Source organism: Pseudomonas sp. BR20, from assembly GCF_050780135.1.
In the GTDB taxonomy this organism is placed as follows: Bacteria; Pseudomonadota; Gammaproteobacteria; order Pseudomonadales; family Pseudomonadaceae; genus Aquipseudomonas.
In genome coordinates this window covers 4,697,325-4,724,092 of record NZ_CP172012.1, presented here as the reverse complement: position 1 = coordinate 4,724,092, position 26,768 = coordinate 4,697,325, and the positions used below count along the sequence as shown (strand labels likewise).

The following is a 26,768-nucleotide window of genomic DNA, read 5'->3' as shown; positions in this document are numbered from 1 at the left end:
ACTCATTCGTTTGATTGACACGTCACTGCGCGGCCCCAGCCATTTGATGGCGATCCAGGATATTGATTTTTCTTTTTTGTGCCGCTCGGAATTGTCTGGAAGGGTTACCTGATTATCTTCGTTATAAGCGGATAGGGAACTTAAAAACCGATCACCTAGTCAGGTTGATCCGATGCTCCTCTCCCATATAGAAGGACTCCACCATGCGCACATACACCCTGAACTACCTGTTCAACGATCAACCCCGTAGCCATGTGTTCGAACTCAAACATCCTGAATTGCCCTTGCATGAGGCGGCGTTGCACTTGCTGCAGTTGCATTTCGGCGATGCGGAGAATGGCTTGATTGTGCCTCCTGCGAATGCGACCCCAGAGGAGATTCTGGAGCAGGCGAAGTTGGTGGGGATTACGCAGATTGAGGCTGTATGAACCAAAGGCCTGGCATTCAGGCAGTCACCGCAGCCGACATCCCTGAAACGCTGATCTTCGTCCTGCATGCTCGCGCCGAGCTTTTCCCGAAGCTCAGCGCATCCGGGATGCCGCCGGACTTGGCGCAGTTTGAAGCGACTTATGTACACGGTGATGGCCAATTCCTTATCGCCCGTGCCGAAGGGCAGATCGTCGGCGCTATCGGCTACTTGCCTTACGACAGCCGTTTCCCCCGGTTGAATTTCCATGACCGCAAGACGATTGAAGTGGTGCGTCTGTTCGTCTTGCCAGCGTTCCGCCGCTTTGGTTTGGCGGGTGAGCTATATCGCACGCTGGAGGGCATGGCGCAGGCGAAAGGGGTCGAGGTGGTCTACCTGCATACCCATCCGTTTCTACCGGGGGCGATTGATTTCTGGATTCGCCAGGGGTTTGAGGTGGTGGATGTGGAAGCCGACCCGGTGTGGCAGACGACACACATGCACAGGCCTCTGTAGATCCAATGTGGGAGGGGGGGGAGTGGGCATGTCCTGTTCAGTTAGACCGCAACCGCAGTATCTGCGCCCCATCAAACGGGTCCGTCAGGTAATGCGCCTGCACCCCGAATGTCTCCTGCAAGCGCTCCGGCGTCAGCACGTCCAGTGGCGTGCCCAGCGCTACCAGGCGCCCACGATCCAGCACGGCCAGGCGATCACAGGTCAGCGCTTGATTCAGATCATGCAGGGCGATGAGGGTGGTCACCGGCAATCCTTGCACGCCTTTCAAAATCGCCAGTTGATGCTGGATGTCCAGGTGATTGGTCGGCTCATCCAGTAACAGGATCTGCGGCCGTTGCGCCAGGGCGCGGGCGATGTGTACGCGTTGGCGCTCGCCGCCGGAGAGGCTGCGCCAGGCGCGGTGGCTCAGGTGGGTGGCGTCCACATCATGCAGGGCCTGGCGCACGATGGCGTCGTCTTCGCCGGACCACGGGCTCAGCGCCGACAGCCACGGTGTGCGGCCCAGCGCGACGGCGTCGAACACGCGGATGGCGTCGTCGGTGTCGGCCTGTTGTTCCACCACCGCCAGCTGTTGTGCAATGGCACGGCGGGACAGGTCGCCCAGGCGTTGGCCGCCCAGGCGCACGTCGCCGCTGGCCGGGGTGCGCAAGCCGGCGAGCAGTTTGAGCAGGGTGGATTTGCCGGAGCCGTTCGGCCCGACGATCCCCAGGGTTTCACCCAACTGAACCTCCAGGTGGATATCGCGCAGCAACTCCGCCTCACGCACCTTGAAGCCCAGGCCGGTGCAACTCAGTACGCTCATCGCGCATTCCTCCGGCCAATCAGGATCAGTGCAAACACCGGCGCGCCGACCAGTGCCGTCACCACGCCGACCGGAATCACCTGGCCCTTGATCAAGGTGCGCGACAGTACATCGGCCGCAATCAGGAACAGTGCCCCGCCCAGCGCACTGGCGGGCAGCAGGCGCGAATGCCCGGTGCCGAGCAGCAGGCGCACCGCGTGGGGGATCACCAGGCCGACAAAGCCGATGGAGCCCACAATCGACACCATCACCGCCGTCACCAGCGCCGCGCACCCCACCAGCACAAACTGCACGCGGCGCACGGGGATGCCCAGGGACGCCGCCGAATCGCTGCCGAAGGTAAACGCATCCAACGCACGACGATGCCACAGGCACACCGCCAGGCCGGTGACCGCCACCGGCACCGCCAGCCACACCGACGGCCAGCGCACGCCGCTGAGGTTGCCCAGCAGCCAGAACATGATGCCGCGGGCCTGTTCGGAACTGGCCGACTTGGTGATCAGGAACGCGGTGAGCGCATTGAACAGCTGCGACCCGGCGATGCCCGCGAGGATGATCTGCCCGGTGCCGCTGGATGAGCCACTGGCCCGTGCGAGCAGGATCACCAGCGCAAACGCCGCCATCGCGCCGACAAAGGCGCCGGCCGAGAGTGAAACCAGCCCGCCGCCCACGCCCATCAACGCCACCAACACCGCGCCCGTCGAAGCCCCGGCGCTGATGCCCAGCAGGTACGGATCGGCCAATGGGTTGCGCAGCAACGACTGCAAAATCACCCCACAGGTCGCCAGCCCGGCCCCGCAGGCGGCGGCAACCAGGGCACGGGTGAGGCGGTAGTTCCACACCACGCCTTCATCGATCGGGTCCAGCACGTAACCGGCCGCCCACAGCTTGTTGGCGAGCACCTGAAGCACCACCTGGGGCGAGATGGCGGTTTCGCCGATGGCCACGCCGGCGAGCACGGCGATCAGCAATAGCGCCAGGGCGAGTAAGGTCCGGATCATTTCGGCAGGTCGTAGCCGTCGATGGCCGTGGCCAGTTGTTCCAGGCCATCGAACGTGCGGATGCTGGCCTGCAGCGCCAGGGCGTCGAGGATGATGATGCGGTTGTTTTTCACCGCGTCCATGTTGCGCGTGACCGGGTCGCTGCGCAGGAAGGCGAGTTTCTTTTCATGGTCGTCGGCGGGGTAGCGGCGGCGGTCCATGCGGGCGATCACCAGGAAGGTCGGGTTGGCCTTGGCGAGGGTTTCCCAGCCGACGGCGGGCCACTCTTCATCGGACTGCACCACATTGTGCAGGCCGAGGGTTTCGAGCATAAATTCGGGAATGCCCTTGTGGCCGGCCACGTACGGGTCGCTGGCCATTTCGGCGCTGGAAAACCACACCAGCGCGCTCGCCTGCTTGAGGCCTTTGCTCTGCACGGTGGCCACGGATTTGGCCAGGCGCGCCTTGAGCGCGTCGTTCAGGTGTTGGCCGCGATCCTGTACGTCGAAAATCTGCGCCAGCTGGCTGATGCTCTTGTAGATCGTCTCGATACGGAACGGCTCCAGTCGCGTGCCGTCGGCGCCCACCAGGTTGTCCTTGCCTTCGCAGTCGGAGGGCAGCAGGTAGGTGGGGATCTTCAGTTCGTGAAACTGCTCGCGGGTACCGACCACGCCTTGCGGGCCCACCACCCATTCCAGCTCGGCGGCCACCAGTTGCGGGCGCTTGGCGATCACCGCTTCAAAGCTGGGCTCGTTGTTGGCCAGGCGCTCGATGCTGTCGTTCTGTGCCTTGAACTGCGGCAACACGCTGTTGAACCACAGCGAGGTGCCGACCACGCGGTCAGCCACACCGAGGGCATAGAGCATTTCGGTGGCGGCCTGGCCGATGGTCACGCTGCGCGCGGGCGCCTGCGGGAAGGTGAGGGTGCTGCCGCAGTTTTCCAGGGTCAGCGGGTATTGAGTTGGCGCGGCTTGGGCCAGGGCGCAGAAACCCAGGGCACTGATCAGGGCGGTAACGCGTGGCAGCATGAGGCAATCTCCGTGTGAACCGTACGTGGGAACAGGGGAGGTACGGTTCGGAAATACGCCCTCGAACACTGCCGGTCGGGCAGGTAAGGATGTCCTTCCCGGACACCCCGCCGGTTAGTGATTTTGCTGGGCCGGCAGGTCTCCTGACTGATGCGTCGTCGCCACGCTCCGGCCTTCCCGGACGTGGTCCAGTGGCAGTGGGGAGCAGGCTCGGCATCTACAGTTGCGGGGGCAGTTCCGATTGACGCGGCATACCGCGCTTCGGATTCCCTATTAGTCCCGTTTGGGAACCGGCGCGGTATGGTAGTTGATTAGGGCGAGGCGATACAGCCCGAGGGGCGCCCAGTCAGACACGAATATCCTCAGGGCCCTGGATCAGCGCTTCGATTCGCGTGCCTGTGGCGCGCTCTTCGTTGCTGAAGCCGTCGTAGTCCGCCAGGTTGGCGAAGCGGATGCCGGTCAATTGTTCGATCTGGATCACGCTCCGCTGGTAGGTCCTGACCTGGCCGAACATCAGGTCGAGCTGACCCAGTTCGCGGCTTTGGTCGATCATATAGGCACTGGCAGAGGGTTTGCCGTCATCGCTGAGGTAGGCCACCACTTTCCAGAACGCCTTGGGGATTTTGATACCTCGGTAGACGCGGTCATCGTCGGCGAACACCGGGCCGCTGAACACCGTTGCCCGGGCTTTCCAACGTTGCGTGTTATTGAGGATGTAGTCTTCCAGTTCCAGCCAGGTCTTCTGGTTGAACCCGCTCATCTGCGGCGAGCAGTTGGTGAAGTGGAAGGTGTCGAGGTTGGCCGTTTTCGCCTCGTCGCCCCAGTTGGGGTCCTGGCGCCGTACCAGGTGGCCGCGATCCAGGCCATTGTTGGTGTAGAGCGCTTCGCCTACCTGCGCGCTGATCGGCAGGCGACCATCGTAGGCCCAGGTGTCGTTGCTGCGGATTATCTCCACATGCTGCCCGCCGTCGATATTAACCCCCACGTAAAGCGCCAGTCGTCGGGAACGGGACATCGTCACCGAGAAATGCGTGTAGTCCAGCCGCAGCGGTTGTACGTCATCCGCCAATGCTTCATCGGCGGTGGGCCAGGGCACCACGAAGCTGCTGAGAAAATCCTCCGCGTAGCCGCGTCGGTCCTGTAGATCCTTGGCGGCGGTGACACGGGGCGTTGCCGCCCGGGCTTCCATCAGCGCGGGCTTGACCGCGATCAACGGGCGCAGATCGGCGAGTCGTGGGCGGTGCGAAAGGTCGATTTTGGCTTTGCGGGCTGGCATGGGTAAGTCCTCCTTGGATAAACACGACTGCAACATGGATTGATGACAATTGATGACACGGGTTAACCCTGGGGGGCTATCCTCAAACGGTTACCGGAGCTACACCATATGCCAACAGGGAGCCAGCCAATGTGTGATCGCCACCACCGCAACCCGATTTTCTGCCTGATTCCGCCGTATATGCTCGACCAGATCGCGCGTCACGGTGATAAGGCCCAGCGCGACATCGCGCTGCGCACCCGCGCCAAGGACAGCACGTTCCGTTCGCTGCGCATGGTCGCAGTGCCCGCCAAGGGGCCGGCCCACATGGCCCTGGTGATGGGCGCCGGCAAACGGCGCTCGATCTACAGCGCCGAAGGCACCGACAGCCTGCCGGGCAAGCTGATCCGCGGTGAAGGCCAGCCCGCCAGTGGCGACGCCGCCGTGGACGAAGCCTATGACGGCTTGGGCGCCACGTTCGATTTTTTCGAAGAGGTGTTCGACCGCAACTCCATCGACGACGCCGGCATGGCGCTGGATGCCACCGTGCACTTTGGCCAGAACTATAACAATGCGTTCTGGAACTCGACCCAGATGGTGTTTGGTGATGGCGATGACCAGTTATTCAATCGCTTCACGGTGGCCCTCGATGTGATTGGCCATGAATTGGCCCATGGCGTCACCGAGGACGAAGCCAAGCTGATGTATTTCAATCAGTCCGGTGCCTTGAACGAGTCGCTGTCGGACGTGTTCGGCTCACTGATCAAACAGTATGCGTTGAAGCAAACGGCCCAGGACGCCGACTGGTTGATCGGCAAAGGGCTGTTCACCAAGAAGATCAAAGGCACCGCTCTGCGTTCGATGAAGGCCCCGGGTACGGCGTTCGATGACAAGCTGCTGGGCAAGGACCCCCAGCCAGGGCATATGGACGACTTTGTCCAGATCTACGAGGACAATGGCGGGGTGCATATCAATTCCGGCATTCCCAACCATGCGTTCTATCAAGTGGCGACGAAGATAGGCGGGTTTGCCTGGGAGCGCGCTGGGCGCATCTGGTATGACGCGCTGCGCGATGCGCGGTTGCGGCCGAACTCGGGTTTTTTGCGTTTCGCGCGTATAACCTACGATATCGCCGGCCGTCTCTACGGCGCGAACAAGGAGGAGCACAAGGCGGTCAAGGAGGGCTGGAAAGCGGTTGGCATTAACGTCTGACGTGAGGAACAGCCATGCAAATTTCGATCAAGGAAAACGGTGGGCCGGCGTTTTTTCCGGGTTTGGCCAAACCGCGAACCGTGCAATTGGACACGCTGCCCGAACCGGACCAGCAAGAGTTGCGGCAACTGATCGAGAAATCGGATTTCTTCCAGTTGCCGCAAAGCACGGCGCCGGAACCTGGCAACCCAGGCCAGGTGCATTACACCCTGACCGTCACGGAGGGAGCGCGCGAGCACACAGTCTGCGTGCTGGCGCCGGTGAAGTCCCAGGCGCTGGATGGGCTGGTGCAGTGTGTGCGCCGGCATATTCGCTAGGGCTGTTGCGCAGCCCTGGATTATTTGCGGTTCAGCCATACCGTCTGTGCATTGCAGAACTCACGCACGCCGAAGTGCGACAGTTCGCGGCCGAACCCGCTCTTCTTCACACCACCAAACGCCACCCGAGGGTCGGACACGCTGAACGCATTGACGAAGATCCCGCCGGTGTCCAGTTGGTTGGCGATGTCGTGGGCCTTGGCCTGGTCGGTGGTGAAGATGCTGGCGGTGAGGCCGAACTCGCTGTCATTGGCCAGGGCCACGGCGTGGTCGGCGTCGAGGGCGGTGATGATCGAGGCCACGGGGCCAAACAGTTCCTGTTTGAATGAGGTCATCTGGTCGGTGACGTCGGCCAGTACGGTCGGCGCATAGTAGTTGGCGGCGCCGGCGACTTTGTGGCCACCCAGCAGCAGGGTGGCGCCTTCTTCCAGGGTGGCCTGGACCTGGCCGTGCAGCTCGTCGCGGAGGTCGAAGCGCGCCATTGGGCCGACGTAGGTACTGGCCGAGGTCGGGTCGCCCATCACCAGCGCGCGGCTGGCTTCGACGAACTTGGCGGTGAAGGCGTCCACCACACCGGCTTCGATGATCAGGCGCTTGGCAGCGGCGCAGACTTGGCCGCTGTTCTGAAAACGACCGATCACTGCGGCCTGCACGGCGGCGTCGAGGTCGGCGTCGTTGAGCACGATGAACGGGTCGGAGCCGCCCAGTTCCAGCACGCACTTCTTCAGCGCGGCGCCGGCCTGGGAGCCGATGGCCATGCCGGCGCGTACGCTGCCGGTGAGGGTGACGGCGGCGATGCGCGGGTCGGCGATGGCCTTGGATACGCCGTCCTGGGTCACGTTGATGACTTCGAACAGACCTTCAGGGAAACCGGCTTTCTGCAACGCCGCTTTCATCAGGTACGCGCTGCCCATCACGTTCGGTGCATGTTTGAGCACGTAGGTATTGCCGGCGAGCAGGGTCGGCACGGCGCCGCGCAGCACCTGCCATACAGGGAAGTTCCACGGCATCACGGCGAGGATCGGGCCGAGCGGGCGGTATTCGATCTGGGCGCTGCCGTTGTCCACCAGGGTGGGTTCCGGGGCCAGCATGGCCGGGCCCTGGGCGGCGTACCACTCGCTGAGCTGGGCGCATTTTTCGATCTCGGCACGGGCCTGGGTAATGGGTTTGCCCATTTCCAGGGTGATCATCTGCGCCATCTCTTCGGCTTGGTCGCGCAGGGCGCCGGCCAGGGCCTGCAGCAATTCGGCGCGCTGGCTGACCGGCTGGCGGCGCCAGGTGCGGAAGGCTGCGGTGGCACGGTCGAGGGCGGCATCCAGCTGCGCGGCGGTTTCGTAGGGGTAGCTTCCGACGGTTTCGCCGGTGGCGGGGTTGATCGACAGGGCGTGGGTCTGGGGAGAAATAGCGTTCATGGCACCGTCCGGCTGAAGGAGTGGAATGGGGTCAGCCTACGGGGATGCATGTTTTCTTGAAACTGAATAATATTAAGCAATACATTCACGATTGGAGAATGATTTGGATCTGGTGCAGCTGGAAATCTTCAAGGCCGTTGCCGAGCAAGGCAGCATCAGCGCCGCCGCGCAGTTGATTCATCGGGTGCCGTCGAACCTGACCACGCGCATCAAGCAACTGGAGCAGGATTTGGGCGTGGAGTTATTTATCCGCGAGAAGAGTCGCCTGCGCCTGTCGCCCGCCGGGTGGAATTTTCTCGGCTATGCGCGGCGTATTCTCGACCTGGTGCAGGAGGCCCGCGCGACGGTGGCGGGGGAGGAGCCCCAGGGCGCGTTTGCCCTCGGTTCCCTGGAAAGCACGGCGGCGGTGCGTATCCCGGCGCTGCTCGCGGCATACAACCAGAAGCACACCAAGGTCGAACTGGACCTGAGCACCGGGCCATCGGGCACGATGATCGAGGGCGTGCTGTCGGGGCGGCTGGCGGCGGCGTTTGTCGATGGGCCGGTATTGCATGCCACCCTGGAAGGCGTGGCGGTGTTCGAGGAGGAGATGGTGGTGATTGCGCCGCTGCACCACGCGCCGATCACGCGAGGGCAGGATGTGAACGGGGAGAGCATCTACACCTTTCGCTCCAACTGTTCCTACCGGCACCATTTCGAGCGCTGGTTCGCACAGGACGGCGCGGTGCCGGGGAGGATCTTCGAGATGGAGTCCTACCACGGCATGCTCGCCTGCGTCAGCGCCGGGGCCGGCCTGGCGCTGATGCCACGCAGCATGCTGGAAAGCATGCCGGGGTTTACCACGGTGAGCGTGTGGCCGCTGACGGACAGTTTTCGCACCCTGCATACCTGGCTGATCTGGCGCCGTGGCACGGTGTCGCAGAGTTTGAACAGCTTCGTCAAGCTACTGGAGGAGCGCGCTCTTCAAAACTCCGCGCCTCCCACATGTTGATCGCTATCAGCCGCCGAACTGGAAGGTGCCCATGGCCAATTTGGCCATGATCGCGGTCGCGCCCAACTGCACCAGCCACAACGCCAGGCCGCCCAGGAACACACCCAACGCCACTTGCAGCACCAGGCTTTTCTGGCGCTTGGCTTGTGGCGCGCGCGGGGTGAAGTGCTCCTGGTCGTCGGGGTCGGCGTGCAGGTTCAGGTCGTCGTTTTTCATAGGGCTCTCATAACAAAAGGGCAATCGCTGCTCAGTCTAGGGGAGCAGGGGCTTTTCCGACAGGCATTAAAAAGGGAAGCCACGGCTTCCCTTCGTATAACGCCGTCAGGCTTATAGAACCTGAACAATCGCCTTTGTTACCGCAGCAATGTTCGACTGGTTCAACGCCGCCACACAGATACGCCCGGTATCCAGCGCGTAGATACCAAACTCGCTGCGCAGGCGGGTGACTTGCTCAACGGTCAGGCCGGAGTAAGAGAACATCCCGCGCTGGCGACCGACGAAGCTGAAGTCGTGGCCAGGAGCAGCCTTGGCCAGTTCGGCAACCATCTGCTCACGCATGCCACGGATGCGCAGGCGCATCTCGGCCAGCTCGGCTTCCCACTGGGCGCGCAGCTCAGGGCTGTTCAGCACTGCGGCTACAATCGCTGCGCCATGGGTTGGCGGGTTGGAGTAGTTGGTGCGGATCACGCGCTTGACCTGGGACAGGATGCGCGCACTTTCTTCCTTGGAGTCGCCGACGATGGACAGTGCGCCCACACGCTCGCCGTACAGGGAGAACGACTTGGAGAACGAGCTGGAGACAAAGAAGGTCAGGCCCGATTCGGCGAACAGGCGCACGGCCGCGGCGTCTTCGTGGATACCGTCGCCAAAGCCCTGGTAGGCCATGTCGAGGAACGGCACCAGGTTCCTGGCCTTGACCACGTCCAGTACTTGTTGCCAGTCGGCCGGGCTCAGGTCGACGCCGGTCGGGTTATGGCAGCAGGCGTGCAGCACCACGATGGACTGGGGCGGCAGGGCGTTGAGGTCTTCGAGCAGGCCGGCGCGGTTCACGTCGTGGGTGGCGGCGTCGTAGTAGCGGTAGTTCTGCACCGGGAAGCCTGCGGTTTCGAACAGGGCGCGGTGGTTTTCCCAGCTTGGGTCGCTGATGGCGACGACGGCGTCGGGCAGCAGATGCTTGAGGAAGTCAGCACCGATCTTCAGGGCGCCGGTGCCGCCAACGGCCTGCACGGTCACGACACGGCCAGCTGCGAGCAGGGGCGACTCGGTGCCGAACAGCAGGGTTTGCACGGCCTTGTCGTAGGCCGCGATGCCGTCGATCGGCAAGTAGCCACGGGCGGCGTGTTGCGCCACGCGAATGGCTTCCGCTTCGGCAACGGCACGCAAGAGTGGAATCTTCCCCTCCTCGTTGCAATAAACGCCCACGCCAAGGTTGACCTTGGTGGTTCGTGTGTCGGCGTTGAATGCTTCGTTGAGGCCCAGGATTGGATCGCGTGGTGCCATTTCGACAGCGGAGAACAGGCTCATTTTTGCGGCAGCTCTATGGGGGAAGGGAGGGACGTGTCGCGCTCCAGCCGAATGCACTAGAGCGGTGCACAAACGGGGAGCTAGTATAGAGGCCATCACGGCTGAGGGCGACAACCGAAACGGCTTTTCGGCCAAGTTTTTCGGTTTATTTGCCGACCGTTAGTCTTATTGCAACATTGGTCAATGACGGCAGGCGGGACGATTGCCTTGAAACCCGTCACATTCGCCACCACTTCTACAGCTATCATGGTTTTTTCCTACGGCCTGCTCTGAAACTTCGCGGGTTGTGGTCTTTTTCGTCCCCGACCGGTTTACAGTCTGGGGTGACTTCAAGAGGTACGTTATGTCGGATTTCCAACTAGTCACCCGCTTTGAACCTGCCGGCGACCAGCCCGAGGCTATTCGCCAGATGGTGGAGGGCATCGAGGCCGGGCTGGCGCACCAGACGCTGCTCGGGGTGACTGGTTCGGGCAAGACGTTCAGCATCGCCAACGTGATTGCGCAGATCAACCGCCCCACGCTGGTGCTGGCCCCGAACAAGACCCTGGCCGCGCAGTTGTACGGCGAGTTCAAGGCGTTCTTCCCGAATAACGCGGTGGAGTACTTCGTTTCCTACTACGACTACTATCAGCCCGAGGCCTACGTGCCGTCCTCCGATACCTTTATCGAGAAGGATGCGTCGATCAACGACCACATCGAGCAGATGCGACTGTCGGCGACCAAGGCGTTGCTGGAGCGCAAAGACGCGATCATCGTCACCACGGTGTCGTGCATCTACGGCCTGGGCAGTCCGGAAACCTATTTGAAGATGGTGCTGCACGTCGACCGTGGCGACAAACTCGACCAGCGCGAGCTGCTGCGGCGCCTGACGAGCCTGCAGTACACGCGCAACGACATGGATTTTGCCCGCGCCACCTTCCGCGTGCGTGGCGATGTGATCGACATCTACCCGGCCGAATCCGACCTGGAAGCGATCCGCATCGAGTTGTTTGACGATGAAGTCGAGAGCCTGTCGGCTTTCGACCCGTTGACCGGCGAAGTGATCCGCAAGCTGCCGCGCTTCACCTTCTATCCGAAAAGCCACTATGTGACCCCGCGCGAAACCCTGATGGGCGCCATCGAGGGCATCAAGGTCGAGCTGGCCGAGCGCCTGGAGTACCTGCGCGCCAACAACAAGCTGGTGGAGGCCCAGCGCCTGGAGCAGCGCACGCGCTTTGATCTGGAGATGATCCTCGAGCTGGGCTACTGCAACGGCATCGAAAACTACTCGCGCTACCTCTCGGGCCGTGAGTCCGGCGCGCCGCCGCCGACCCTCTACGACTACCTGCCCGACGACGCACTGCTGGTGATCGACGAATCCCACGTCAGCGTGCCGCAAGTGGGCGCCATGTATAAGGGCGACCGCTCGCGTAAGGAAACCCTGGTGGAGTACGGCTTCCGTCTGCCTTCGGCGCTGGACAACCGGCCGATGCGCTTCGACGAGTGGGAAGCCATCAGCCCGCAGACCATCTTTGTGTCGGCCACGCCGGGCAACTACGAGGCCGAGCATGCCGGCCGTGTGATCGAGCAACTGGTGCGGCCGACCGGTCTGGTCGACCCGGAAATCGAAATTCGCCCGGCGCTGACCCAGGTTGATGACCTGTTGTCGGAGATCCATAAGCGTGTGGCCCTGGAGGAGCGGGTGCTGGTCACCACGCTGACCAAGCGCATGTCCGAAGACTTGACCGATTACCTCGCCGACCACGGTGTGCGGGTGCGCTACCTGCACTCGGACATCGACACTGTGGAGCGCGTGGAAATCATCCGTGACCTGCGCCTGGGCACCTTTGATGTGCTGGTGGGCATCAACCTGCTGCGCGAAGGCCTGGACATGCCGGAAGTGTCGCTGGTAGCGATCCTCGATGCGGACAAGGAGGGTTTCCTGCGCTCCGAACGCTCGCTGATCCAGACCATCGGCCGCGCAGCCCGGAACCTCAATGGCCGGGCGATTCTCTACGCGGATCGCATCACCGGCTCCATGGAACGGGCGATTGGCGAGACGCAACGCCGTCGCGACAAGCAAATTGCCTTCAACCTGGAAAACGGCATTACCCCTAAAGGCGTGTTCAAGGACGTTGCCGACATCATGGAAGGCGCCACCGTGCCGGGCTCGCGCAGCAAGAAGCGCAAGGGCATGGCCAAGGCTGCCGAGGAAAGCGCCAAGTACGAGAACGAACTGCGCTCGCCGAGTGAGATCACCAAGCGTATTCGCCAGTTGGAAGAGAAGATGTACCAGCTGGCGCGGGATCTGGAGTTTGAGGCTGCGGCGCAGACCCGCGATGAAATTGGCAAGTTGCGTGAGCGCCTGCTGGCGGTTTGATTGGCGGTGACTTGACCGGCCTCATCGGGGGCAAGCCCCCTCCCACACTTTGATTGGCGAACACCGTCAAATGTGGGAGGGCGCTTGCCCCCGATGGTTGCGCCTCGGTTTTCCAGAAATCACCCAGGCTGTTACCATTCGCCCCTTGTTTCAATTTCAGTTACATCGCCCATTCGAGACCTGCCATGACCACCGTCCGCACGCGCATCGCGCCATCGCCTACTGGGGATCCCCACGTCGGCACTGCCTACATCGCCTTGTTCAACTACTGCTTTGCCAAGCAGCACGGCGGTGAATTCATCCTGCGGATCGAAGACACCGATCAACTGCGCTCCACCCGCGAGTCGGAACAGCAGATTTTCGATGCCTTGCGCTGGTTGGGCATCACCTGGGCTGAAGGCCCGGACGTCGGCGGCCCGCACGGCCCGTATCGCCAGAGCGAGCGCAGCGACATCTACAAGCAGTACACCCAGCAACTGGTCGACATGGGCCATGCGTTCCCATGCTTCTGCACCGCTGAAGAACTCGACCAGATGCGCGCCGAGCAACAGGCCCGTGGCGAAACCCCGCGCTACGATGGTCGCGCGTTGCTGCTGTCGAAAGAGGAAGTGGCTGCCCGCCTGGCCGCCGGTGAGCCTCACGTTATCCGCATGAAGGTGCCGAGCGAAGGCGTGTGCGTGGTGCCGGACATGCTGCGCGGTGATGTCGAGATCCCGTGGGACCGCATGGACATGCAGGTGTTGATGAAGACCGATGGCCTGCCGACGTACTTCCTGGCCAACGTGGTCGACGACCACCTGATGGGCATCACCCACGTATTGCGCGGTGAAGAATGGCTGCCGTCGGCGCCGAAGCTGATCCTGCTTTACGAGTACTTCGGTTGGGAACAGCCGCAGCTGTGCTACATGCCGCTGCTGCGTAACCCGGACAAGAGCAAGCTGTCCAAGCGCAAGAACCCCACATCGGTGACGTTCTACGAGCGCATGGGCTTCATGCCGGAAGCGATGCTCAACTACCTGGGCCGCATGGGCTGGTCGATGCCGGACGAGCGCGAGAAGTTCTCGCTGCAGGAAATGGTCGACAACTTCGACCTGTCCCGCGTATCGCTGGGCGGGCCGATCTTCGATATCGAGAAACTGTCGTGGCTCAATGGCCAGTGGCTGCGTGATCTGCCGGTGGAAGAATTCGCCAGCCGCGTGCAGCAATGGGCGCTGAACCCTGAATACATGATGAAGATCGCGCCGTTGGTGCAGGGCAGGGTGGAGACGTTCAGCCAGGTCGCACCGTTGGCCAGCTTCTTCTTTGCCGGTGGCGTGAACCCGGATGCCAAGTTGTTCGAATCCAAGAAGCTCTCGGCTGACCAGGTTCGCCAACTGATGCAGTTGATCCTGTGGAAGCTGGAAAGCCTGCGCCAGTGGGAGAAGGATGCGATCACCGCGACGATCCAGGCGGTAGTTGAATCCCTGGAGCTGAAATTGCGCGATGCCATGCCGCTGATGTTTGCTGCGATCACCGGGCAGGCCAGTTCGGTCTCTGTGCTGGATGCGATGGAAATTCTCGGCCCGGACCTGACCCGTTTCCGCCTGCGCCAAGCCCTTGATTTGCTTGGTGGTGTATCGAAGAAAGAAAACAAAGAGTGGGAAAAGCTGTTGGGCGCTATCGCTTAAACAGTCCGTTGCAGCGACGAAACCCAGGTTTTCCGGGGTTTCGTCGGTAAGTGATTGTTATCCCGGCAAAAAACTTTGGAAAATGTTGAAAATAAATTTGACACGTTTCCAAACCGCCATTAAGATTCGCCCCGTCCTCACCGATGAGGGGCTATAGCTCAGCTGGGAGAGCGCTTGCATGGCATGCAAGAGGTCAACGGTTCGATCCCGTTTAGCTCCACCAATTTACAGGTTCAAGGTCTGGCCACACCGTCCTTGAATCGATCAGCTCTCAGCGCTGATCAGGTGTACAGAAGGTTTTGTCCCCTTCGTCTAGTGGCCTAGGACACCGCCCTTTCACGGCGGTAACAGGGGTTCGAGTCCCCTAGGGGACGCCAGTTTCAACAAGCAGTTCGAAAGGTCTGCTGCGCCGCGAGGCGAAAAATCCGGGGCTATAGCTCAGCTGGGAGAGCGCTTGCATGGCATGCAAGAGGTCAACGGTTCGATCCCGTTTAGCTCCACCAATTTACAGGTTCAAGGTCCGGCCACACAGTCCTTGAATCAGATCAGTTCTCAGCACTGATCAGGTGTATAGAAGGTTTGTGTCCCCTTCGTCTAGTGGCCTAGGACACCGCCCTTTCACGGCGGTAACAGGGGTTCGAGTCCCCTAGGGGACGCCACGATTACCCGCTTTGCGGGATTTTTAAGGGTCATTCAATTATTGAATGGCCCTTTTGTTTGTCTGGCGTTTGGCCAATTTTCTCTCCATTCCCTTTTTTGTGCTGACCAGTGGTCATGTCTGTCGCTTGCTAAATATTATTATGGTAATAATATTTAACCTAGGAAAGTCGGAGGCAACGATGAGCGATAAAAAAGCGCAAACCCGCGAACGTATTCTGCAAGCCGCCAGCGCCGCGTTGACGCAGCGTGGTCCAGCCGAGCCTAGCGTGGGTGAAGTCATGGGCGCGGCGGGGCTGACCGTCGGTGGTTTTTACGCGCACTTTGAAAGCAAGGACGCCTTGATGCTGGAGGCCTTCACCCAGCTGTTGGCGCGCCGTCGTGCCTCTATCGACGATATGGACGCACAACTGACGGGAGAAGAGCGCAGAGGCCTGGTGGCGGCATTTTATCTGTCGCGCAAGCATCGCGATTCAACGGTTCAAGCATGCCCGATCCCAGCTACCGTGGGCGAGATGGCGCGGCTGCCGGACGCCTTTCGCGAAGTGCTGAACGAGCATGTGGAACTGATGGTTGCCCAGCTCGCCGCCAGTCCTGAAGACACCGACAAAGCCTTGGCTGATATGGCGTTGATGATCGGTGGACTGGCCTTGGCGCGTGCCCTGGGGCCGGGCGAGCTGTCGGACCGAGTGTTACGCGCGGCCAAGTCGGCTGTGCGCTAAAAGAGGGTGCGAGGATGGGCGCGTTAACCTGGCTTCGTCGCTTCAACGGCACCGTGGGACACCTGGCACCGCAAACCGTGGCCAATAAGATGCGGCGTGCCTTCATGACGCCACGCGACCTGCCGCCGCGTGACTGGGAACTGCCGCTGCTGGCGCAATCGGAACGCATCACCTTGCGTTTCGGCCTGTCCGCCCTGCGCTGGGGTCAAGGCCCTGCGGTGTTGTTGATGCACGGCTGGGAAGGTCGTCCAACCCAGTTCGCCAGCTTGATCACCGCGTTGATAGACAACGGATACTCCGTGATTGCCCTGGACGGCCCCGCCCATGGTCGTTCGCCGGGACGGGAGGCTCACGTGCTGCTGTTCGCCCGGGCCATGCTGGAGGCGGCTGCCGAACTGCCGCCGCTGCACGCTGTGATCGGCCATTCCATGGGCGGTGCCAGTGCGATGCTGGCAGTGCAGTTGGGGCTGCGTACCGAGGCGTTGGTGAGCATCGCCGCCCCGTCACGCTTCCTGGATGTGCTGCGCGGCTTTACCCATATGGTCGGTTTACCGGCGCGTGCACGCTCGGCATTTATCCAGGGGGTGGAGTTGACGTTCGGAATGCCGCTCAAACACCTGGATGTGGCCCATTACCAGATGAATATCCCTGGCCTGATCGTGCACGCCGAAGACGATACCTTCGTTCCGGTCAAGGCGTCTCAAGCCATCCACGAAGCCTGGTTCGACAGCCGCCTGCTGCGCCTGGAGCAGGGCGGGCACCAGAAAGTGCTGGCCGATCCCCGGGTGATCGAGGGCGTGCTGGCGCTGTTGGCGGGGCGCCGTCTACAGGACCGGCAAACCGCCTGATACACTGCCCCCCGCCGACATTAATCGACTGGAGCAAGGCATGGGCTGGGATTTGGCAACGCCGTTTATCATCGATCTGCAGGTCGCGCCTGAAGACATCGACGGCCTGGGGCACGCCAATAACGCGGTGTACGTGTCCTGGCTGGAGCGCTGCGCCTGGCGCCACTCCCAGCGCCTGGGGCTGGACCTCACCGAGTACCGCCGCCTGGACCGTGCCATGGCGGTGGTGCGCCATGAAATCGATTACCTGGCGGCAGGCTACGAAGGCGACGAGCTGCAGTTGGCCACGTGGATCGTCGATTGGGATCAGCGCCTGAAGATGACCCGCCGTTTCCAACTGGTACGCCCGCGTGATGGTGCGACCTTGCTGCGGGCGCACACCACCTTTGTCTGCATCGAATTGTCCACCGGCAAGCCCAAGCGCATGCCGGCCGAGTTTCTCGACGGTTATGGCCCCGCCCTGACAGGGGGTTAACGGTTGCGGCGGGAAACCCAGTAAACTGCGCCACGATTTTTGTTGAGTGTTTTCCATGCAAATTGCTTTGGCGCCCATGGAGGGGTTGGTCGACAACATCCTGCGGGACGTGTTGACCCGCGTGGGCGGTATCGACTGGTGCGTGACCGAGTTCATCCGCGTCAACGACCGCCTGCTCACCCCGGCGTATTTCCACAAGCTCGCCCCGGAACTGCTGCACGGCGCCCATACCGCAGCCGGTGTGCCGTTGCGCGTGCAATTGCTCGGTTCCGACCCGGTGTGCCTGGCGGAAAACGCCGCGTTGGCCTGCGAGCTGGGCTCCGAAGTCATCGACCTGAACTTCGGCTGCCCGGCCAAGACCGTCAATAAATCCCGTGGCGGTGCGGTGCTGCTCAAGGAGCCGGAGCTGCTCAACCGGATCGTCGAACACGTGCGTCGTGCCGTGCCTGCCCATATCCCGGTCACCGCCAAGATGCGCCTGGGCTTCGACAGCCCGGATGGCGCGCTGGTGTGTGCCACGGCACTGGCCGAAGGTGGTGCGGCGCATATCGTGGTGCATGCGCGTACCAAGACCGATGGCTACAAACCGCCAGCCCACTGGGAGTGGATTCCGCGTGTACAGGATGTGGTCAAGGTGCCGGTGTTCGCCAACGGCGATATCTGGAGCGTAGAAGACTGGCGGCGCTGTCGGGAGATCAGTGGTGTCGAAGACATCATGCTCGGTCGCGGCTTGGTGGCGCGCCCAGACCTTGCCCGGCAAATCGCCGCCGCACGTGCAGGTGGAGAGGTGGTGGAAATGACCTGGGCTCAACTGCAGCCTATGCTTCAGGGCTTCTGGACCCAGTGCGTGGCGCAGTTGACTGATCGTCAGGCGCCTGGTCGCTTGAAGCAGTGGCTGGCGATGCTAACGCGCAATTACCCGGAAGCGGTGGAACTGTTTACCGCTCTGCGCCGGGAAACCGAATTGGACCACGTCAGTCGTTTATTAGGGATGAGTCCTTTGGGCGCGGCCTGACACTGGAAACTGTCTGCCTGTATTTCAAGCGAATGCTCCTTATCGAAAGATACGGAGCATTTTGCATTTTAAGGTATTTAAACGTTACTGCTGAATCACTCTGTAAGTTCCTGTCATTTTTTTCGTGGGGCGGGCTAGTCGCGCTGATGGTATTCCTGTGCGCGTGAACTAGCACAAACATTGATTTAATGGGGCGGCTAATGATTTCTCTTAATGACATGCCCGGCGGTTTATTAGTGCTTGTGTCTACCGGCAATGCGCGCATGCGGGTTGAATCGCGGCTTTCTGGGGATACCGATGAGGCAAAGTCCGAAAGTTTGGTTTCCTTTCCTTATGTGAATCGCGATTTCTGGAACTTGATGGCGTCAGATTCCACGAATGAAGGGACTGAGATGCAACAATGTTGTTTTCGGCCTCCATAAATCCTGTCGCTGTCCTATGTGCTCATGCTCATGGCGGCGCTGACTAAGGAATATTGATAATGTCTTTCTCGATTAATAATTCGCCTTTTGTGAAGTTTGATGCAACACCCAATGATTCGCAGGTACCAGTACTTTCTAAAACGGGGGGATCACCCGGTACCGCCACTAATGATTCAAAAGTTATTCCGCCCACTATTCAGCAAGACCTCTCCCGAGGTTCGCAGGGCGAGATGATGATTAGCGCAGGGGCGCTGTCTAAGTTGTTTGACATGCTTGAACAAGTTTTCAGGGCCATGCGGGAAATGGTAACGGGGAAAAATATAACTCCTGACCTGAAGACCAGCTCTGATACGTCGGCCAAGGTTAACTCGGGTACAGACCCTCAGAAAAAAATCAGCACGGACTCAAGCCCGTTGCCGAAGGTGGTACCGAACACCGCGGATCAGCCGAAAGTGCAGCCAGACGCCAACCCGTTGCCGAAAGTGGTGCCGAACGCCGCGAATCAGCCGAAAGTGCAGCCAGACGCCAGCCCGTTGCCGAAAGTGGTGCCGAACACCGCAGATCAGCCGAAAGTGCAGCCAGACGCCAGCCCGTTGCCGAAAGTGGTGCCGAACGCCGCGAATCAGCCGAAAGTGCAGCCAGACGCCAGCCCGTTGCCGAAGGTGGTGCCGAACACCGCGGATCAGCCGAAAGTGCAGCCAGACTCCAACCCGTTGCCGAAGGTGGTGCCGAACACCGCGAATCAGCCGAAAGTGCAGCCAGACGCCATCCCGTTGCCGAAGGTTATGCCGAACACCGCGGATCAGCCGAAAGTTCAGCCAGGCGTAAACCCGTTACCCAAGACCGCGCCGGACGGGGACGATCAGATGAAGGTCAAGATCAAAACGGATGATGGCGTGTTTCAGGTGATACCGCCTAAACCGACCCCTCGTTATCTGCCTCCAGTTCCCCAACCTGGCATCCACGTCACCAACGATGCGAATGCGCAGGTGAAGGTGGAAGTCAATGTCGGCCATTGCCACTGTCCAGATATCAGGGCCGAGCACGACAAAGGCAGGCAAACCACGGTGACACCGCAGCCCAAGCCTGACGCTACGCCGCAAACCACGGTGACACCGCAGCCCAAGCCTGACGCTACGCCGCAAACCACGGTGACACCGCAGCCCAAGCCTGACGCTACGCCGCAAACCACGGTGACACCGCAGCCCAAGCCTGACGCTACGCCGCAAACCACGGTGACACCGCAGCCCAAGCCTGACGCTACGCCGCAAACCACGGTGACGCCGCAGCCCAAGTCCGACGCTACGCCGCAAACCACGGTGACACCGCAGCCCAAGCCCGACGCTACGCCGCCAACCACGGTGACGCCGCAGCCCAAGCCCGAGGACACACCGCAGCCGCCGGTTAACCCAATCGTGCCAAAGCCTGCACCTGATGTGACTAGCCCGGGCCCAGCCGAATCTCACGCAGATCTCAAAGGTTGGAGCTTTATCAATCGTCGCCGCGCAAGGACCTGATGCCTGGCGTCGTATTTCGACCTCTTCGATAGAAACAGCGTTCTCCGGACGTAATGTTCGGAGAATCGCTAAGAATGTAGAGAGACAATCATGTCATGCTACCCAATTAATAATATTGCTCGCACAGTGGATGTGCGTCAGGTGTTGCATAGGGAGTTACCAACCGCTATCAATGAAACTGTGCTGCCTTCCAAGCCAGAAAGTGCTGGTTTTAGAGCAGGCTCCGTATCTACGCCTGTCACTGTTCGGCCAAATAGTGTTGCGATAGGAGATCACTTAGCTCCGATTGCAAACTTGATCACGTTGTTCAACTCATTAGTCACTCAATTGATTAACCTGGTCTCGGTTAAACCGGATAAGAGTGATCGCGATGTTGCGCCGAAACCGGAAGTCACCCCTCCATTTGTACCTGCACCGATACCTGCACCGGAACCGAGACGGAATGTCCCGGCCCATATTCCGAACTTGTCCGATAAGCGCAATGGCGCCAAGCCCGACAATATCTGGAGTGGCTTCCGTCAAGGGCCGGATGGTAACTGTGTCACGGTATCGGCCATCAAGGCGGCGATGTACAAGTTCGGCCAAAGCCCCACGGATATTTATAAGGAGGTACTTAGAGTCGGCGATGGCTATCGGATAACGATGCGCGATGACTATGTCCTTACCCTGAGCGACCAGGAGTTGCGAATAGGCGCGGCCGGTTCGAAATTCATCGGCCCTGATAAAGGCATGCTCAAGGATGCGCAATTCCTGTTCGCCGTGAGTGCCAAGCGCGCACAACTGGAAAATAACGACGGTCGGGCCAGACGCAGTTTTCAGGCTGGCGTGAGCAGCTTGAACGATGGTGAGGATGAGCGTGGCCCCGGTGAAGGCTTCGAGCGCTTGGGTTTGAGAAAATACATGAGGACGGTCAGCGTGCGAGACCTCGCCAACGGTCAGTTGGGCATGTGTAACCGATCCCTTCATTCAGTGGCTGTGATCAATGGTCGCGAGGAGTTATACGGGCGACCAGGTGGCGCGCCGACACACGGGCAGGCCATCGCACTGGTTTGAGCGGCGCGTACTTGTTTCCTGGTCAAGGGATGCAGCCAGGGTTTCTGGCTGCATATTTTCCAGCAGTCCTGCTTTAGGAGCAGATCCATGAACGCTTCTGTTGATGGCCGTGGCACCGGCATGGCGATTCGCTTGCCTGAGCACCTTTCAAGTATGTCCAGCATGAAGCCCGGCGCGAAAGGGGATGACCCTGTGAGTGCACTTCATGGCGCCGAGCGTCGATTCGGCGAAAACGTTGACTGCAGTACTCACGTGGCCGTTATCAAAATGATGATGATGACCCTCGGCTCGCGCCCCACCGATGTTTTCAACGAAGTAACCCCTGTGGGTGAAGGATATGCCGTCACCATGAAGGATCAACACAGGGTGTATGTGTCCCAGGCAGAGCTTGAGCGGGTCACACAGGCTTCAGGGGTCATGGGGCCGGACCCTGACGTGGTCAGGCATGCCAACTTCATGTTGGCGGCCTTTATAAAGCGCAAGCAAAAGTCGGGTGGTTACTCGACGTTTGAGGCGGCCCTTGCAAAGAGCCTTGAGGGCGAGACAAGCAAGCGTTGTCTGGAGGGAATGGGCGTGTACGGGCTGTCGCGGTGGGTGGCCGCCCGCGACGTGGCTGACAGGAATTCGGCCTGGGTGCGTCAAACCCATGACTTTGGCGCTGAACTCGTGGTGGGCGGGGTCAATCACAACCACGGCGAAGGCTACGGGTATGTGCTGTTTGATGATCGTCAGACGCCACCGCAGCGTGACGGGGTGCTGGCTCAAGTGTCGGAAAGCATCCGGCATGCCGATATCTGGGGCGGTTTTTATCAAGGAGTGGAGGGCAATTGTGTGACGGTGTCGGCGATCAAGGCGGCCATCACCCGTTTCCCCGAAGGCATCTACACAGCCATCCACAGAACGCCGACCGGCTGCGAAGTGAGCATGCGCGATGGCTTCCGGTTGCGCTTGACCCATGAGGAGCTGAGGCAGGCAACCGCTGCGTCGAACTTCTATGGCAGCGACCCGGTACTGCTGGACTATGCCAATTTCCTCTACGCCTGCAGCGCCAAGCGGGCGCAGTTGGAGAACAACGATTTCCGGGCGGGGAGAAGCTTTGCGGTGGCCCTGGAAACCCTCAACGATGGCGAATACCCAGGCGAGGCGCTCCAGCGCCTGGGCCTATTCGGTTACATCCGTAACAGCACTATCGAGGAGTTGGTCAACGGTGCAATCGGTACGATTGCAGACGGTTGGCATTCTGTGGCGGTTATCGGTGGGACGCTGGACCTGTATGGGCAAAAGTACAACTTGAACGCGTCGTCCTGGAAGAGCAGAGCGCTCACCGCGTTAAAGCTGGTGTAAGGGCTAGCCCAACAACCGTCGAAACCCCTCGATCGGCAGCGGTCGACTGTGCAAATACCCCTGGAACAAATGGCACCCCAGTTTTTGCAGGAACGCGAGTTGTTCCGGGGTTTCCACGCCTTCGGCGATCACCGCCAGGTTCAGGCTGCGGGCCATGGCCACGATGGCGCGGATGATTTCGGCGTCGTTGGGGTCATGGGTCGCGTCGCGTACAAAGGACTGGTCGATCTTCAGCGCATCCACCGGCAGGCGCTTGAGGTATGTCAGCGATGAGTAGCCGGTACCGAAGTCATCCATGGCAAAACTGACGCCGAGCTTTTTCAGGCGGCGCATCTTGGCCACGGTGTCGTCCAGGTTTTGAATCACGATGCCTTCGGTGATTTCCAGCTTCAGCAGGTTGCAGGGCAGTTGATGCCGCTTGAGGCTGCGCTCCACCCGTTCCACAAAGTCGTTCTGGCGAAACTGCCGGGGGCTGATGTTCACGCACAAGCTGAAATTCAGCGGGTCCACCAAACCGTCAGCAATAAGTTGTGCAAAGGCGGCGCAGGCCTCGTCGAGGATCCAGGTACCCACTTCGAGGATCAGGCCGCTGTCTTCCAGGACCTTGATAAATTCGGACGGCGACTGCGCGCCCAGCTGCGGATGTTGCCAACGCACCAGGGCCTCGGCGCCGACGATCTTGTTGCCTCGCGCATCCACCTGGGGTTGGTAATGCACGCTGAACTCGCCGCGTGACAGGGCCAGTCGCAGGTCGGTTTCCATGCGCAGGCGCTCGCTGGCGGCTTTTTGCATGCTGTTGTGGAACATCTGCGTGGTATTGCGCCCCGAATCCTTGGCCCGGTACAGGGCGATGTCCGCGCGCTTGAGCAGGTCCGCCGGGGTCGTGCCATGGTCAGGAATCAACGCCACGCCGATGCTCGGGGTGACCTGCAGGCGATGGCCGTCGAGGAACATCGGCTCCGAAAGCAGTTCGCGCAGGGTATCGGCCAGTTCCTGCACCTGGGCGCTGACTTGCGTGCGCGTGCCGTCCAGGCCGCTGAGCAGTACCACGAACTCATCGCCGCCCAGGCGTGCCACCGTGTCCTCCAGGCGCACACTGGCCTCCAGGCGCGCGGTGACGATTTTCAAAACAGTGTCGCCCACCGGGTGGCCGAGGGAGTCGTTGATGTGCTTGAAATGGTCGAGGTCAAGAAACAGCAACGCGCCGCGCAGGTTATGGCGCTTGAGCAAGGCAATCTGCTGGCTCAGTCGATCCATCAGCAGTGCACGGTTGGGCAGGTTGGTCAGCGGGTCGTGATACGCCAGGTGACGGATCTGCGCCTGGGCGTTTTTCAGCAGGCTCACGTCCCGTGCGGTCAGCAGCAGGCACGGGGTTTCATTGAGGGTGATCGGCTCGACCGACACTTCAACCGCCAATACGTCGCCGCGCTTGTTGTGCCAGAGCATTTCCAGGTGAGGGATACGCCCCTTGATCTGCAATTCGGCCAATAAGGCCGCACGCTGGTTTTCATCGGCCCAGATGCCGATCTGGTACAGCGTCAGGCCGATGGCTTCTTCGGCGCGATAGCCGGTGAGGCGGCAGAAGCCGTCGTTGACCTCGACATAACGGCCGGTATCGCGTTCGGTGATGGAGATGGCGTCGGGGCTGGAATGGAAGGCCTTGGCGAACTTCTCTTCGCTGGCCTTCAGCGCGGCCTCAGAGCGTTGTTGCTGGGTGATGTCGCGCAACGTGGTGACGATGCACGGCTGGTCGCCCACCTTGATCAAACGGCTGGAAATCATGCAGGTCAGGGGATGGCCGTTCTTGTGATGCACCACGACGGCTACATTGCTCAGTGCCTGATCACGAATGACCTGTTCGATACGTTGCAGGCGTTTGCTTGATTCGTCCCACAGGCCAATCTGCTCGGCGCTCTTGTCGATCACCTCGGCCGCTGTCCAGCCAAAGGTCTGGGTAAAGGCGGGGTTGATCTCGATGAACGCGCCGCTGTCCAGGCCGGTGACGCAGATGGGATCAGGGCTGGCCTGGAACAGGCTGGCGAATTTTTCTTCCGAGGCGGTCAGGCGTTGTTCGCGCTCCACTTGGTCGGTGATGTCCAGCAGGGTGCCGGCCATGCGCAGCGGCGCCCCTTGTTCGTCGCGGTAGAGGCGGGCGCGGCTTTCCAGGTAGCGCGAGCTGCCGTCTTCCAGTTGTACGCGGTAAGTCAGTTGATAGTTACCGGCCGGGCCCTCGCGCAGGGTTCGATAGGCGTTGCGCATGTTCTCGCGCTCTTGCTTGGGCATGCCCTCGAAAAACGCTTCGAACGATTCATGGAAGGACTCGGGCGGCAGGCCGTGCAGTTGCGCGGCGCGGGCCGAACCGTAGAGCATACCGGTGGGAATATGCCAGTCCCAGGTGCCCAGTTGCGCCGAGTCCAGGGCCAGGTCCAGGCGCTCCTGGCTGTCCTTGAGGGCGCTTTCGGCGTTTTTGCGCTCGGTGGTGTCGAGAAAGGTGCTGATCAAGTAGGCCTCTCCCTCCAGCTCGACCTTTTGTGCACTGAGGGTGCCATCGTGGATCTGGCCGTTGCTGGCGCAGAACTGCACTTCCATGGTGATGGGTTCGCCTTTGCGCTGGGTGGCCTGGACCAGCTGCGCGCGTTGTTCGGGGTGGCACCACAGGCCCAGGTCCAGGGTGGTGCGGCCAATGGCATCAGCCACCGGCCAGCCGAAGAGCATCTCGAAATACTGGTTGGCTTCGCTGATCAGGCCGTCGCGCTGACGGGTCAACAACACCATGTTCGGGCACAGGTGAAACAGCGTTGCGAAGCGTTTTTCGGAATGGCTGAGGGCGTGCTCCCGCTCGCGTTGGCGAGTAGTCTCGCGGATCACGCCGATCATGCGGCGCCGGCCGGCCTTGTCCGGTGCCAGGCTGCCATTGATTTCCAGCCAGTGATGAGTGCCGTCCGGCCATTGAATGTGATGGTGCATGGCCTGCTCGAACGGCTCGCCGGCCAGCACTGCATGAAAGGCGCGTACCACCCGGGATCGATCCGACGGCGCCAGCAGGTCGAGGTAATCCAGGTCCTTGGGCAGCGGTTGGCGTGGGTCGAAGCCGAACAGCGCCTGGGTGCCCCGTGACCAGCTTATTCTTCCGGTGTCGATTTCCCAGCACCACGCGCCCAGCCGCGCAGCATTAAGGGCTGCCAGCAGTTGCGGGGCACTGTCCCAGCTTTGTTCCGCCTGTTGAGGGTCCAGGGCGTAAATGCGGGGCAGGGGTGGCACAGGGTCGACGGGGTTGCGCATTATCAAAGGGCCTTGGCTCGATGGGCAAACAACGCGGGTTGACTCAGAACCCGAGGCCGCACAGCGTCATACCGGTATCACTGGCAGATCCACCTGTGCATCCAACAGGCTCATGAACGCCCGCGCAGCGTTCGACAGCGTCCTTTCGGTGTGCACGATATAGCCTAGCTGGCGACTGAGTTGTATGCCCGGCAAAGCGATACTCGCCACCTGATCATCAAGCATGGTGCGCGGCAAGACGCTCCAGGCCAGGCCGATGGAGACCATCATCTTGATAGTTTCCAGATAGTTAGTGCTCATCGCGATGTTCGGCGTAAGGCCCTGGGCCTCGAACAGTCGGCTGACAATATGGTGGGTAAAGGTATTACCGCCAGGGAAAACCGCCGGGTGGCCGGCAATATCGGCCAGGCTGACGTCGCGGTTGCCGGTGAGGCTGTGCTCCGGCGCCACCACGAAATCCAGCGGGTCGTCCCACACCGGGGTGGCGCGTACCAGGTGATGGGGGGCGGGCGCCAGGGTGATCACCGCCACTTCGGCGCGGCCGTGGAGGATTTCTTCGTAGGCCACTTCCGAATCGAGAAACTGAATATCCAGGGCCACGTTCGGGTATTCCCGGGTGAAGGTACGCAGGATCGGTGGCAAACGATGCAGGCCGATATGGTGGCTGGTGGCTAAAGTGAGGCGGCCGCTGACTTCTCCGGTGAGATTGGTGAGGGCGCGGCGGGTGTCGTCCAGCACGTTAAGGATCTGATAAGCGCGCGGCAGCAGGGCCCGACCGGCTTCGGTCAAGCCGACTTCACGGCCCAGGCGATCAAACAGTCGCACCTTCAATTGCTGTTCCAGGCCGGCGATGCGCTTGCTGATGGCTGGTTGGGTCAGGTACAGGCGTTCACCGGCGCCGGAGAAACTGCCGGTCTCGGCGATGGCAATAAAGGCATTGAGGTTGGCCAGGTCCATGGTGGTA

The 26,768-nt window shown here is 61.0% G+C and carries 23 protein-coding genes, 4 tRNA genes and 1 riboswitch; of the genes, 18 read left to right on the top strand and 9 right to left on the bottom strand.

Annotated features, from left to right (window positions below):
- Nucleotides 1–203: 203 nt before the first annotated feature.
- Together ACHPFG_RS21635 and ACHPFG_RS21630 are read left to right on the top strand one after the other, a co-directional pair.
- Nucleotides 204–428: a hypothetical protein gene (locus ACHPFG_RS21635; RefSeq protein WP_431700363.1), complete on the top strand. Its 225-nt coding sequence runs from the start codon at nucleotides 204–206 to the stop codon at nucleotides 426–428.
- On the top strand, nucleotides 425–922 hold the full coding sequence (locus ACHPFG_RS21630; RefSeq protein ID WP_431700362.1) for a GNAT family N-acetyltransferase: 498 nt from the start codon (nucleotides 425–427) through the stop codon (nucleotides 920–922). The genes ACHPFG_RS21635 and ACHPFG_RS21630 overlap by 4 nt, the downstream gene beginning before the upstream one ends.
- A gap of 37 nt (nucleotides 923–959) precedes the next feature.
- Here ACHPFG_RS21630 and ACHPFG_RS21625 read toward each other — a convergent pair whose 3' ends face one another.
- The 4 genes from ACHPFG_RS21625 to ACHPFG_RS21610 all read right to left on the bottom strand — a co-directional run bounded on the left by ACHPFG_RS21625 (nucleotide 960) and on the right by ACHPFG_RS21610 (nucleotide 5,008).
- On the bottom strand, nucleotides 960–1,724 hold the full coding sequence (locus ACHPFG_RS21625; RefSeq protein WP_431700361.1) for an ABC transporter ATP-binding protein: 765 nt from the start codon (nucleotides 1,722–1,724) through the stop codon (nucleotides 960–962).
- Nucleotides 1,721–2,725 (bottom strand): FecCD family ABC transporter permease, encoded by a 1,005-nt coding sequence (locus ACHPFG_RS21620; RefSeq protein WP_431700360.1) that lies wholly within the window; start codon nucleotides 2,723–2,725, stop codon nucleotides 1,721–1,723. Before ACHPFG_RS21620 ends, ACHPFG_RS21625 begins: the two co-directional genes overlap by 4 nt.
- Nucleotides 2,722–3,732 carry an ABC transporter substrate-binding protein gene (locus tag ACHPFG_RS21615; protein ID WP_431700359.1) on the bottom strand — a complete coding sequence of 337 codons (1,011 nt, stop codon included), beginning with the start codon at nucleotides 3,730–3,732 and terminating at the stop codon, nucleotides 2,722–2,724. The genes ACHPFG_RS21620 and ACHPFG_RS21615 overlap by 4 nt, the downstream gene beginning before the upstream one ends.
- A 116-nt stretch (nucleotides 3,733–3,848) precedes the next feature.
- Nucleotides 3,849–4,042: riboswitch (cobalamin riboswitch) on the bottom strand.
- Nucleotides 4,043–4,078: 36 nt separating this feature from the next.
- Nucleotides 4,079–5,008, bottom strand: a complete 930-nt coding sequence (locus ACHPFG_RS21610) for a DNA/RNA non-specific endonuclease (protein ID WP_431700358.1) — start codon at nucleotides 5,006–5,008, stop codon at nucleotides 4,079–4,081.
- Between the two features lie 129 nt (nucleotides 5,009–5,137).
- Between ACHPFG_RS21610 and ACHPFG_RS21605 the strand changes: the two genes are divergently transcribed.
- Complete coding sequence (locus ACHPFG_RS21605) at nucleotides 5,138–6,199, top strand: M4 family metallopeptidase (protein ID WP_431700357.1); 1,062 nt, start codon at nucleotides 5,138–5,140, stop codon at nucleotides 6,197–6,199.
- 14 nt (nucleotides 6,200–6,213) lie between these two features.
- Entirely contained in the window at nucleotides 6,214–6,516 is a 303-nt protein-coding gene (locus ACHPFG_RS21600; protein WP_431700356.1) for a protealysin inhibitor emfourin, read from the top strand.
- A 20-nt stretch (nucleotides 6,517–6,536) separates the two neighbouring features.
- Here ACHPFG_RS21600 and ACHPFG_RS21595 read toward each other — a convergent pair whose 3' ends face one another.
- Complete coding sequence (locus tag ACHPFG_RS21595) at nucleotides 6,537–7,928, bottom strand: aldehyde dehydrogenase family protein (RefSeq protein ID WP_431700355.1); 1,392 nt, start codon at nucleotides 7,926–7,928, stop codon at nucleotides 6,537–6,539.
- A 103-nt stretch (nucleotides 7,929–8,031) separates the two neighbouring features.
- Between ACHPFG_RS21595 and ptrR the strand changes: the two genes are divergently transcribed.
- Nucleotides 8,032–8,919, top strand: coding sequence for a putrescine utilization regulator PtrR (gene ptrR, locus ACHPFG_RS21590; protein ID WP_431700354.1), 888 nt, complete (start codon nucleotides 8,032–8,034; stop codon nucleotides 8,917–8,919).
- 6 nt (nucleotides 8,920–8,925) lie between these two features.
- On the opposite strand, the gene ACHPFG_RS21585 is transcribed toward ptrR, so the two are convergent.
- Both ACHPFG_RS21585 and ACHPFG_RS21580 read right to left on the bottom strand, forming a co-directional pair.
- The gene (locus ACHPFG_RS21585; protein ID WP_074847327.1) at nucleotides 8,926–9,135 is read right to left on the bottom strand and encodes a hypothetical protein; all 210 of its coding nucleotides are present in this window, start codon (nucleotides 9,133–9,135) and stop codon (nucleotides 8,926–8,928) included.
- Between the two features lie 111 nt (nucleotides 9,136–9,246).
- Entirely contained in the window at nucleotides 9,247–10,443 is a 1,197-nt protein-coding gene (locus tag ACHPFG_RS21580; RefSeq protein WP_431700353.1) for an amino acid aminotransferase, read from the bottom strand.
- A gap of 343 nt (nucleotides 10,444–10,786) precedes the next feature.
- Here ACHPFG_RS21580 and uvrB point away from each other — a divergent pair, with 343 nt between their 5' ends.
- The 13 genes from uvrB (at nucleotide 10,787) to ACHPFG_RS21515 (ending at nucleotide 22,522) form a co-directional block, all read left to right on the top strand.
- Nucleotides 10,787–12,802 carry an excinuclease ABC subunit UvrB gene (gene uvrB / locus ACHPFG_RS21575; protein WP_065925083.1) on the top strand — a complete coding sequence of 672 codons (2,016 nt, stop codon included), beginning with the start codon at nucleotides 10,787–10,789 and terminating at the stop codon, nucleotides 12,800–12,802.
- 185 nt (nucleotides 12,803–12,987) lie between these two features.
- Nucleotides 12,988–14,469: a glutamate--tRNA ligase gene (gene gltX / locus ACHPFG_RS21570; protein WP_046068947.1), complete on the top strand. Its 1,482-nt coding sequence runs from the start codon at nucleotides 12,988–12,990 to the stop codon at nucleotides 14,467–14,469.
- 147 nt (nucleotides 14,470–14,616) lie between these two features.
- Nucleotides 14,617–14,692, top strand: a tRNA-Ala gene (locus ACHPFG_RS21565).
- Between the two features lie 78 nt (nucleotides 14,693–14,770).
- Nucleotides 14,771–14,846 (top strand) — tRNA-Glu (locus ACHPFG_RS21560).
- 50 nt (nucleotides 14,847–14,896) lie between these two features.
- A tRNA-Ala gene (locus ACHPFG_RS21555) sits at nucleotides 14,897–14,972 on the top strand.
- 80 nt (nucleotides 14,973–15,052) lie between these two features.
- Nucleotides 15,053–15,128 (top strand) — tRNA-Glu (locus ACHPFG_RS21550).
- Between the two features lie 180 nt (nucleotides 15,129–15,308).
- Entirely contained in the window at nucleotides 15,309–15,848 is a 540-nt protein-coding gene (locus ACHPFG_RS21545; protein WP_431700352.1) for a TetR/AcrR family transcriptional regulator, read from the top strand.
- Between the two features lie 14 nt (nucleotides 15,849–15,862).
- A complete protein-coding gene (locus tag ACHPFG_RS21540; RefSeq protein WP_431700351.1) occupies nucleotides 15,863–16,696 on the top strand; it encodes an alpha/beta hydrolase in 834 nt (277 codons plus the stop codon).
- 40 nt (nucleotides 16,697–16,736) lie between these two features.
- The gene (locus tag ACHPFG_RS21535) at nucleotides 16,737–17,171 is read left to right on the top strand and encodes an acyl-CoA thioesterase (protein ID WP_042571801.1); all 435 of its coding nucleotides are present in this window, start codon (nucleotides 16,737–16,739) and stop codon (nucleotides 17,169–17,171) included.
- Between the two features lie 55 nt (nucleotides 17,172–17,226).
- Nucleotides 17,227–18,186, top strand: a complete 960-nt coding sequence (locus tag ACHPFG_RS21530) for a tRNA dihydrouridine synthase (RefSeq protein WP_131699739.1) — start codon at nucleotides 17,227–17,229, stop codon at nucleotides 18,184–18,186.
- A gap of 481 nt (nucleotides 18,187–18,667) precedes the next feature.
- Nucleotides 18,668–20,125, top strand: coding sequence for a hypothetical protein (locus ACHPFG_RS21525; protein ID WP_431700350.1), 1,458 nt, complete (start codon nucleotides 18,668–18,670; stop codon nucleotides 20,123–20,125).
- Nucleotides 20,126–20,419: 294 nt separating this feature from the next.
- Nucleotides 20,420–21,178: a hypothetical protein gene (locus tag ACHPFG_RS21520; protein WP_431700349.1), complete on the top strand. Its 759-nt coding sequence runs from the start codon at nucleotides 20,420–20,422 to the stop codon at nucleotides 21,176–21,178.
- A gap of 87 nt (nucleotides 21,179–21,265) precedes the next feature.
- A complete protein-coding gene (locus ACHPFG_RS21515) occupies nucleotides 21,266–22,522 on the top strand; it encodes a hypothetical protein (protein WP_431700348.1) in 1,257 nt (418 codons plus the stop codon).
- A gap of 3 nt (nucleotides 22,523–22,525) precedes the next feature.
- Here the strand turns inward: ACHPFG_RS21515 and ACHPFG_RS21510 are convergent, their stop codons facing one another.
- Together ACHPFG_RS21510 and ACHPFG_RS21505 are read right to left on the bottom strand one after the other, a co-directional pair.
- Nucleotides 22,526–25,804 carry an EAL domain-containing protein gene (locus tag ACHPFG_RS21510; protein ID WP_431700347.1) on the bottom strand — a complete coding sequence of 1,093 codons (3,279 nt, stop codon included), beginning with the start codon at nucleotides 25,802–25,804 and terminating at the stop codon, nucleotides 22,526–22,528.
- Between the two features lie 66 nt (nucleotides 25,805–25,870).
- On the bottom strand, nucleotides 25,871–26,761 hold the full coding sequence (locus ACHPFG_RS21505; RefSeq protein WP_131700512.1) for a LysR family transcriptional regulator: 891 nt from the start codon (nucleotides 26,759–26,761) through the stop codon (nucleotides 25,871–25,873).
- Between the last annotated feature and the right edge of the window lie 7 nt (nucleotides 26,762–26,768).

Coding starts and splice junctions, on each gene's coding strand:
- ACHPFG_RS21635 (WP_431700363.1), top strand. CDS start 204: ATGCGCACATACACCCTGAACTACCTGTTCAACGATCAACCCCGTAGC.
- ACHPFG_RS21630 (WP_431700362.1), top strand. CDS start 425: ATGAACCAAAGGCCTGGCATTCAGGCAGTCACCGCAGCCGACATCCCT.
- ACHPFG_RS21625 (WP_431700361.1), bottom strand. CDS start 1,724: ATGAGCGTACTGAGTTGCACCGGCCTGGGCTTCAAGGTGCGTGAGGCG.
- ACHPFG_RS21620 (WP_431700360.1), bottom strand. CDS start 2,725: ATGATCCGGACCTTACTCGCCCTGGCGCTATTGCTGATCGCCGTGCTC.
- ACHPFG_RS21615 (WP_431700359.1), bottom strand. CDS start 3,732: ATGCTGCCACGCGTTACCGCCCTGATCAGTGCCCTGGGTTTCTGCGCC.
- ACHPFG_RS21610 (WP_431700358.1), bottom strand. CDS start 5,008: ATGCCAGCCCGCAAAGCCAAAATCGACCTTTCGCACCGCCCACGACTC.
- ACHPFG_RS21605 (WP_431700357.1), top strand. CDS start 5,138: ATGTGTGATCGCCACCACCGCAACCCGATTTTCTGCCTGATTCCGCCG.
- ACHPFG_RS21600 (WP_431700356.1), top strand. CDS start 6,214: ATGCAAATTTCGATCAAGGAAAACGGTGGGCCGGCGTTTTTTCCGGGT.
- ACHPFG_RS21595 (WP_431700355.1), bottom strand. CDS start 7,928: ATGAACGCTATTTCTCCCCAGACCCACGCCCTGTCGATCAACCCCGCC.
- ACHPFG_RS21585 (WP_074847327.1), bottom strand. CDS start 9,135: ATGAAAAACGACGACCTGAACCTGCACGCCGACCCCGACGACCAGGAG.
- ACHPFG_RS21580 (WP_431700353.1), bottom strand. CDS start 10,443: ATGAGCCTGTTCTCCGCTGTCGAAATGGCACCACGCGATCCAATCCTG.
- uvrB (WP_065925083.1), top strand. CDS start 10,787: ATGTCGGATTTCCAACTAGTCACCCGCTTTGAACCTGCCGGCGACCAG.
- gltX (WP_046068947.1), top strand. CDS start 12,988: ATGACCACCGTCCGCACGCGCATCGCGCCATCGCCTACTGGGGATCCC.
- ACHPFG_RS21545 (WP_431700352.1), top strand. CDS start 15,309: ATGAGCGATAAAAAAGCGCAAACCCGCGAACGTATTCTGCAAGCCGCC.
- ACHPFG_RS21540 (WP_431700351.1), top strand. CDS start 15,863: ATGGGCGCGTTAACCTGGCTTCGTCGCTTCAACGGCACCGTGGGACAC.
- ACHPFG_RS21535 (WP_042571801.1), top strand. CDS start 16,737: ATGGGCTGGGATTTGGCAACGCCGTTTATCATCGATCTGCAGGTCGCG.
- ACHPFG_RS21530 (WP_131699739.1), top strand. CDS start 17,227: ATGCAAATTGCTTTGGCGCCCATGGAGGGGTTGGTCGACAACATCCTG.
- ACHPFG_RS21525 (WP_431700350.1), top strand. CDS start 18,668: ATGTCTTTCTCGATTAATAATTCGCCTTTTGTGAAGTTTGATGCAACA.
- ACHPFG_RS21515 (WP_431700348.1), top strand. CDS start 21,266: ATGAACGCTTCTGTTGATGGCCGTGGCACCGGCATGGCGATTCGCTTG.
- ACHPFG_RS21510 (WP_431700347.1), bottom strand. CDS start 25,804: ATGCGCAACCCCGTCGACCCTGTGCCACCCCTGCCCCGCATTTACGCC.
- ACHPFG_RS21505 (WP_131700512.1), bottom strand. CDS start 26,761: ATGGACCTGGCCAACCTCAATGCCTTTATTGCCATCGCCGAGACCGGC.